This window comes from Paenirhizobium cremeum, assembly GCF_047553425.1.
Classification (GTDB): Bacteria; Pseudomonadota; Alphaproteobacteria; order Rhizobiales; family Rhizobiaceae; genus Allorhizobium; species Allorhizobium cremeum.
In genome coordinates, this window is record NZ_CP180220.1 from 116,474 (window position 1) to 123,405 (window position 6,932).

Consider the following 6,932-nt stretch of genomic DNA (forward strand, 5'->3'; position numbering starts at 1 on the left):
CTTTCAGCACGCATGAAAGAAAATTACGAGCAATGCCGAATAGTGTCAAACATAGTAATTTTGAGGTCCCGAACGCGCGGCGTCTGATCCTCAATCTTCTTGGTGTCGCCGCTGGCGGTGTGTTGAGCGTGGCCGACGCCTTGAGAGCCGGTGCACTCTTCGATATTTCCGAAAACAGCGTGCGGGTGACGCTAGCCCGTCTTGCCCGGTCGGGGCTTGTCGAGCTTGTCGAGCGAGGCGTTTATCGCCTGGGGTCCGAGAGGCGAAAGATCCGTGACGATGTCGCCGGTTGGCGGACGGTCGAGGAGCGTCTCGTCAGATGGAATGGCGACTGGATCGCGGCATCGACCGGAGGGCTTTCCCGCAGCGACCGCAAGGTGCTCAGGGCACGGGAGCGGGCACTCTCCATGCTGGGCATGCGCGAACTCGGCAACGGCCTTTTTATTCGTCCCGATAATCTGGCGGGCGGAGCTGGCATGGTGCGTCAGCGCCTGATCGCGTTGGGACTTGGAGAGGCGGCTGCCGTATTCCGGGCTGCGGACTTCGATCCCGAGCGACAGAAACAGGCTCTTGGTCTTTGGGAACGCGACACATCAGTCGCGGCCTACAGGGAAGGCGTGCGGCGTCTGGAGGTGTGGCTTGAGGGCGTGGCGAGATTGCGGCCAGAGATCGCCGCGCGGGAAAGCTTCCTTCTGGGTGATGATGCCATTCGCCAGATCGTCTTCGATCCCATGCTGCCCGCGCCGTTGGCGGACGAAGCCGCCCGCCACGACTTTATCGAGGCGGTAAAGCGGTTCGACGATCAGGGTCGGCGGATATGGATGGAATTCTTCGGCACATCCGCTTCATGAGCGGTCCGGCCAGTTCCTGAGAGGCGTAATCGCTTCATCCGGTTTTCGATCGGGGGCAGGTGACCGCAGCCGCGGAAGACGTGAAGCTGCGAACCTGGCGCGGCCTTGTTGAAGGTCCAGCGAGCGCTCGTAAGGTGTGACCATGTCCTGATTGCGGACATCGAGCAGAGTTGGAACGGTGATCGTTGGTTCGCCGCGAGGCGGGGTTCGAACTCCGACGTGCGGCGTCTTGCTGCCGGTAGAGGCTGATCTGTTACGTCCACTCGTACTTGTCTTCTCGTTTATATAATTTGATTATTTTATCGTCCGGCGACTCCAATCGAAAGCCTATGCGCTCGTGGCTACCTTCTTGGCTACCGGTTCCGCGACATTCTGCGGTGAGACCGGAAACAAAAGAAGGAGTCATGTGCATGTACGGTCGTTTGGGAAGTTTCTTTCTGGCGCAATATCTCGCGGATATCGACGTGCAGAGCAGTAACAAGCGTTGGCCCGATCATGGGCCGGTCGATCAGAATGCAGGCATTCTGTTGAAGTGGTTCATGGTGGCGGGCATCGCATGCTCCACCCTGATCGTTCTCGCCCTGATTTTCTGAGGAGGCTTCCCATGGGTAGAGCGAATTTGGAAGCCGCCGCTTCGGCGTCCGGCGTGCGATTTACCGTGGGGCGCGACGCTCAAGGCCGCTGGGTCGTTGCCGACCGTGACGGTCTGGTGGGAGGTGTTTTCATCGATCGCGCCTCTGCTATGCACTTCGCCATGTTCGAGAGTGATCACAGGCCGGGCGCGGTCTGGTGTGTTCCCGATCATGTCACGTTGAAGCTCGGCAGGCTTTTCGACAAGCGCCCCGCAAGGCAGGCCAGAGCCGTCGCGAGGGCTTGAGGCGTGTCCCGCTTTTCCGGCTGCCGGCGCAGAAACGGCTACGCGTACACATGGAGTGGAGGAGACAGGCGAAGGGATCACCTCTACGCCTCGAATGTCATTCTCGGCGTGCTGGTCGTCATGCTGCTTGCCTTGCTGGCGACTTACGGACTGGCACTCGCAACCACCTTTCAAGCCTAGCCGAAATTCCTATAGGAATCCTATATCTTTGCCGGGCTCCCGATCTCGAATCTATATGCGCCCGCGCCGCATATTCATGCTCGAGAGATCGAAACGATTTTCTCCTGGCCAGAAAGCGTAAAGGTGCCGTCCTTCGGGCGGCGCCCTTTGGCTTGTCTGACTCCAGTCATTGAAAAGGAGTCAAGATCAATGATGGATATAACGTTACTCGCAATGGCGATCATATTCTTTGCACTATGCTTCGCGTATGCGCGTGCCTGCGATGGACTTTAAGGAATTACGCCGATGGTTCTCGATTACGTCTTGAGCGGTGCGGTGACTGTGCTTCTTGCCGTCTATCTCACCTATGCTCTCATCCGCCCCGAGCGCTTCTGACAACGAAGCAGCCGGGCTATTGAAAGTTTTCACCCATGACCCTCAACGGATGGCTTCAGATCCTGCTATACTGCGGGATCACTCTTGCGCTGGTCAAACCGCTCGGCGGTTACATGACCCGCGTCTTTTCTGGTGAGCGCACCTTCCTCTCACCAGTTCTCGTTCCCATCGAACGGGGACTTTACGCCATTGCCGGCACCGGCGAACGCGAGGAACAGCATTGGACCACCTATGCCTTCGCGATGCTGATGTTCAACCTGCTCGGCTTCCTGTTTCTTTATGCCCTGATGCGTCTGCAGGCGGGATTGCCGTACAATCCGGCCGGCATGGGAGCAGTGCCCGAAGAGCTTGCCTTCAATACGGCCATCAGCTTCATGACCAATACCAATTGGCAGAACTATGGTGGCGAAAGCACCATGTCGTATTTGACCCAAATGGCGGGTCTGGCAGTCCAGAATTTTCTTTCCGCAGCCACCGGCATTGCGATTGCCATTGCGCTCATCCGGGCGTTCTCTCGGGCTTCCGGCAAGGCGATCGGTAACTTCTGGGTCGATATGACCCGCGCCACCCTCTACGTCTTGCTCCCGATCTGCATCGTGCTGACGTTGATCTATGTCTGGCTCGGAGTACCCCAGACATTCGGTCCCTATGTTAACGCCACGACGCTGGAAGGTGCGCAGCAGACCATCGCGGTTGGCCCCGTCGCTTCACAGCTTGCCATCAAGATGCTCGGTACCAATGGCGGCGGCTTCTTCAATGCCAACTCGGCCCACCCCTTCGAAAACCCCGATGCGATCTCCAACCTTATTCAGATGGTGTCTATCTTCGCCATCGGCGCGGCCCTGACCAACGTATTCGGCCGCATGGTCGGCAATCAGCGCCAGGGCTGGGCGATCCTGGCCGCGATGGGCATGCTGTTCATCGCCGGTGTCGCGGTCACCTACTGGGCCGAAGCCGCAGGCAATCCGCTGATGCAGTCCCTCGGCCTTGCGGGCGGCAACATGGAGGGCAAGGAAGTCCGCTTCGGCATCGTCCTATCCTCGCTGTTTGCAGTCATCACCACGGCGGCCTCCTGCGGGGCGGTCAATGCCATGCACGGCAGCTTCACCGCGCTGGGCGGCCTGATCCCGCTCATCAACATGCAACTCGGCGAAATCATCGTCGGCGGCGTGGGTGCAGGCTTCTATGGCATCGTGCTGTTCATCGTCGTCGCCGTCTTCGTGGCTGGCCTCATGGTTGGCCGCACGCCGGAATATCTCGGCAAGAAGATCGAGGCGAAGGAAATGAAGATGGCCGTTCTCGCCATTCTTTGCTTGCCGCTGGCGATGCTTGTCTTCACCGCGATCGCGTCGGTGCTACCTTCGGCGGTCGCCTCGATCGGCACAGCCGGGCCGCACGGCTTCTCCGAGATTCTCTATGCCTACACCTCGGCCGCTGCCAACAACGGCTCGGCTTTCGGCGGTCTCACCGGCAATACCCCCTGGTACAACCTGACGCTGGGCATCGGCATGCTGGCCGGTCGTTTCCTGGTTATCATTCCCGCTCTCGCAATCGCGGGATCGCTGGTCGCCAAGAAGACGGTTCCGGCCTCGGCGGGCACTTTCCCGACCGATGGTCCGCTCTTCGTCGGCCTGCTCGTCGGCACAATCCTGATCGTCGGCGGTTTGACTTTCCTGCCGGCGCTAGCACTCGGACCGGTGGTCGAGCACTTGGCCATGATTGCCGGACAGGTCTTCTGAGGTGCAAGCCGTGACCCTACGCAAAAGGCCTTTGAACGCTTCCCTTCATGCTCCGGTTCGCCGGGGCGTGGAAGGCCCGAAATGGCGGGCTTCCACTGTCATCCTGCTGATGACGGTCGGGATCCTGATCCTCGTGGCCACAATCCAAATCGTGCACGACTGACCGGTTGGCCGGTCCACCATTCTCGTTTCAACGCTGGAGTCTCTTATGAGCCAGGCAAAATCCGCGAGCATCGTCGATTCTCGCATTCTCATTCCGGCTATCGGGGCCGCTTTCAGGAAGCTCAACCCGAAGACGCTTGCCCGCAACCCGGTCATGTTCGTCGTGGCCGTGGTCTCGATGCTGACCACCGTTCTCTTCCTCCGCGATCTTGCGACCGGTGGCGGCAATCTGGGCTTTTCCTTCCAGATCAATCTCTGGCTCTGGTTCACCGTGCTCTTTGCCAATTTCGCCGAGGCTGTCGCCGAAGGCCGCGGCAAGGCCCAGGCGGATTCGCTGCGCAAGGCACGCACGGAAACCCAGGCTAAGCTGCTGACGGGCAGCGACCGTGCCAGCTATCGCATGGTACCGGGCACCAGCCTCAAGGTGGGCGATATCGTTCTCGTCGAGGCCGGCGATATCATTCCGTCCGACGGCGAGGTGATCGAGGGTGTCGCTTCGGTCAACGAAGCCGCCATTACTGGCGAATCCGCCCCGGTTATCCGTGAATCCGGCGGTGACCGTTCGGCTGTCACCGGCGGTACGCAGGTTCTTTCCGACTGGATTCGCGTCCGCATCACGGCTGCTGCCGGTTCAACCTTCCTCGACCGCATGATCTCGCTCGTCGAAGGCGCCGAACGCCAGAAGACGCCGAACGAAATTGCGCTCAACATCCTGCTCGCCGGTATGACGCTTATCTTCGTTCTCGCCACCGCCACCATCCCGAGCTTTGCAGCCTATGCTGGTGGCTCGATCCCGATCATCGTGCTCGTCGCCCTTTTCGTGACGCTGATCCCCACCACCATCGGCGCGCTTCTTTCGGCAATCGGGATTGCCGGCATGGATCGCCTGGTACGTTTCAATGTGCTTGCCATGTCGGGCCGTGCGGTCGAGGCTGCCGGTGACGTCGATACGCTGCTGCTCGACAAGACCGGTACGATAACGCTCGGTAACCGTCAGGCCACAGCTTTTCATCCGGTTCGCGGCGTATCCGAGCGGGATTTGGCCGATGCAGCCCAACTCGCCTCGCTCGCGGACGAAACACCCGAGGGGCGTTCCATAGTCGTTCTCGCCAAGGAGAAGTACGGTATCCGCGCCCGCGACATGGCCAGCCTGAAGGCGACCTTCGTCCCGTTTACCGCCCAGACGCGCATGAGCGGCGTCGATCTCGACGGTTCCAGCATCCGCAAGGGCGCCGTCGATGCGGTTCTTTCCTACCTCGGTTCCGCTGCGTTGGGGGCCGCCGCGGTGAGTGAGCTGCAGGCGATAGCAGACGAGATCGCAAAGACAGGCGGCACGCCGCTTGCCGTCGTCCGCGACGGAAAGCTGCTTGGCGTCGTGCAGCTCAAGGACATCGTCAAGGGTGGCATTCACGAGCGTTTTGCCGAACTGCGCCGCATGGGCATCCGCACCGTCATGATTACCGGCGACAACCCGATGACCGCCGCCGCGATCGCCGCCGAAGCCGGGGTGGATGATTTCCTCGCCCAGGCGACGCCGGAAAACAAGCTGCAGCTCATCCGCGAGGAGCAGGGCAAGGGCAAGCTGGTCGCCATGTGCGGCGACGGCACGAACGATGCTCCGGCGCTGGCACAGGCGGATGTCGGCGTAGCCATGAACACCGGCACGGTCGCCGCGCGCGAGGCCGGCAACATGGTGGACCTCGACAGCGACCCGACGAAGCTCATCGAGATCGTCGAAATCGGCAAGCAGCTTCTCATGACCCGCGGCGCGCTGACGACGTTTTCGATCGCTAACGATATCGCCAAGTATTTCGCCATCATCCCGGCGATGTTCCTGGCCTTTTATCCGCAGCTCGGCGTGCTCAACGTCATGGGCCTTGCAACGCCTGAGAGCGCCATTCTCTCGGCGATCATCTTCAACGCTCTTATCATTATCGCGCTGATCCCGCTCGCGCTGAAAGGCGTGCGCTACCGTCCGGTCGGCGCCGGTGCGCTGCTTTCCCGCAATCTGCTCATCTACGGTGGTGGCGGCATCATCGTCCCCTTCATCGGCATCAAGGTGATCGACGTCGTCATCACGGCGATCGGTCTCGCCTAAGGAGTAAGAACAATGCTCAAGCAACTTCGCCCGGCAATCGTCATGCTCGTTGCCACCACCGCCGTAACCGGACTTGCCTATCCCCTCGCGATGACCGGGGTCGCCCAGGCGATCTTCCCGCATCAGGCGAATGGCAGTCTGGTCGAGAAGGATGGTCAGGTCATTGGCTCGGCGCTGATCGGCCAGGCCTTCACCAGTGAGAAATATTTCCACGGGCGTCCCTCCGCAGCCGGCGACGGTTACAACGCGGCCGGCTCCTCGGGGTCAAATCTCGGTCCGACCAGCAGCAAGCTGATTGACCGCGTCAAGGCCGACTATGAGGCCGCCCGCGCGACCAATCCGAATGCCGAGGTGCCGATCGACCTCGTGACGGCATCCGGCAGCGGGCTTGATCCCCATATTTCTCCTGAGGCCGCCTACTTCCAGGTCCCGCGTGTTGCCAAGGCGCGCGGTATCGATGAGGCAACCGTCCGCACGCTGGTGGACGGCCACACGGAAGATCGTGAACTCGGCCTACTTGGCGAACCGACCGTCAATGTGCTGGCGCTCAATCTGGCGCTTGACGAGGTTCATCCATAAATTGAAATAGGCTGTCTGGGCGAGTGGGCATCGATAGTGGCCACTCGTGCCCGATCAAGAGATTTCAACCC

Annotated in this window: 8 protein-coding genes; all 8 read left to right on the forward strand. The window is 60.5% G+C overall.

Going from position 1 to position 6,932, the window contains the following annotated elements; genetic code table 11:
- The first annotated feature begins 32 nt into the window (after nt 1-32).
- Complete coding sequence (locus ACLBKR_RS23165) at nt 33-851, forward strand: PaaX family transcriptional regulator C-terminal domain-containing protein (protein ID WP_113485999.1); 819 nt, start codon at nt 33-35, stop codon at nt 849-851.
- A gap of 410 nt (nt 852-1,261) precedes the next feature.
- Nucleotides 1,262-1,444, forward strand: coding sequence for a hypothetical protein (locus ACLBKR_RS23170; protein WP_113485997.1), 183 nt, complete (start codon nt 1,262-1,264; stop codon nt 1,442-1,444).
- 11 nt (nt 1,445-1,455) lie between these two features.
- Nucleotides 1,456-1,728 carry a hypothetical protein gene (locus ACLBKR_RS23175; RefSeq protein WP_113485995.1) on the forward strand — a complete coding sequence of 91 codons (273 nt, stop codon included), beginning with the start codon at nt 1,456-1,458 and terminating at the stop codon, nt 1,726-1,728.
- A 3-nt stretch (nt 1,729-1,731) separates the two neighbouring features.
- Entirely contained in the window at nt 1,732-1,908 is a 177-nt protein-coding gene (locus ACLBKR_RS23180; protein ID WP_162759167.1) for a hypothetical protein, read from the forward strand.
- A 285-nt stretch (nt 1,909-2,193) separates the two neighbouring features.
- Entirely contained in the window at nt 2,194-2,283 is a 90-nt protein-coding gene (kdpF, locus tag ACLBKR_RS23185; protein ID WP_099061261.1) for a K(+)-transporting ATPase subunit F, read from the forward strand.
- 35 nt (nt 2,284-2,318) lie between these two features.
- Complete coding sequence (gene kdpA / locus ACLBKR_RS23190) at nt 2,319-4,022, forward strand: potassium-transporting ATPase subunit KdpA (protein WP_113485993.1); 1,704 nt, start codon at nt 2,319-2,321, stop codon at nt 4,020-4,022.
- Between the two features lie 208 nt (nt 4,023-4,230).
- Nucleotides 4,231-6,282 (forward strand): potassium-transporting ATPase subunit KdpB, encoded by a 2,052-nt coding sequence (gene kdpB, locus ACLBKR_RS23195; RefSeq protein ID WP_113485991.1) that lies wholly within the window; start codon nt 4,231-4,233, stop codon nt 6,280-6,282.
- 12 nt (nt 6,283-6,294) lie between these two features.
- Nucleotides 6,295-6,861: a potassium-transporting ATPase subunit KdpC gene (gene kdpC / locus ACLBKR_RS23200; protein WP_113485990.1), complete on the forward strand. Its 567-nt coding sequence runs from the start codon at nt 6,295-6,297 to the stop codon at nt 6,859-6,861.
- The last annotated feature ends 71 nt before the right edge of the window (nt 6,862-6,932 follow it).

Excerpts from the sequence above, each read along its gene's own strand:
- ACLBKR_RS23165 (WP_113485999.1), top strand. The coding sequence starts at position 33 with ATGCCGAATAGTGTCAAACATAGTAATTTTGAGGTCCCGAACGCGCGG.
- ACLBKR_RS23170 (WP_113485997.1), top strand. The coding sequence starts at position 1,262 with ATGTACGGTCGTTTGGGAAGTTTCTTTCTGGCGCAATATCTCGCGGAT.
- ACLBKR_RS23175 (WP_113485995.1), top strand. The coding sequence starts at position 1,456 with ATGGGTAGAGCGAATTTGGAAGCCGCCGCTTCGGCGTCCGGCGTGCGA.
- kdpF (WP_099061261.1), top strand. The coding sequence starts at position 2,194 with ATGGTTCTCGATTACGTCTTGAGCGGTGCGGTGACTGTGCTTCTTGCC.
- kdpA (WP_113485993.1), top strand. The coding sequence starts at position 2,319 with ATGACCCTCAACGGATGGCTTCAGATCCTGCTATACTGCGGGATCACT.
- kdpB (WP_113485991.1), top strand. The coding sequence starts at position 4,231 with ATGAGCCAGGCAAAATCCGCGAGCATCGTCGATTCTCGCATTCTCATT.
- kdpC (WP_113485990.1), top strand. The coding sequence starts at position 6,295 with ATGCTCAAGCAACTTCGCCCGGCAATCGTCATGCTCGTTGCCACCACC.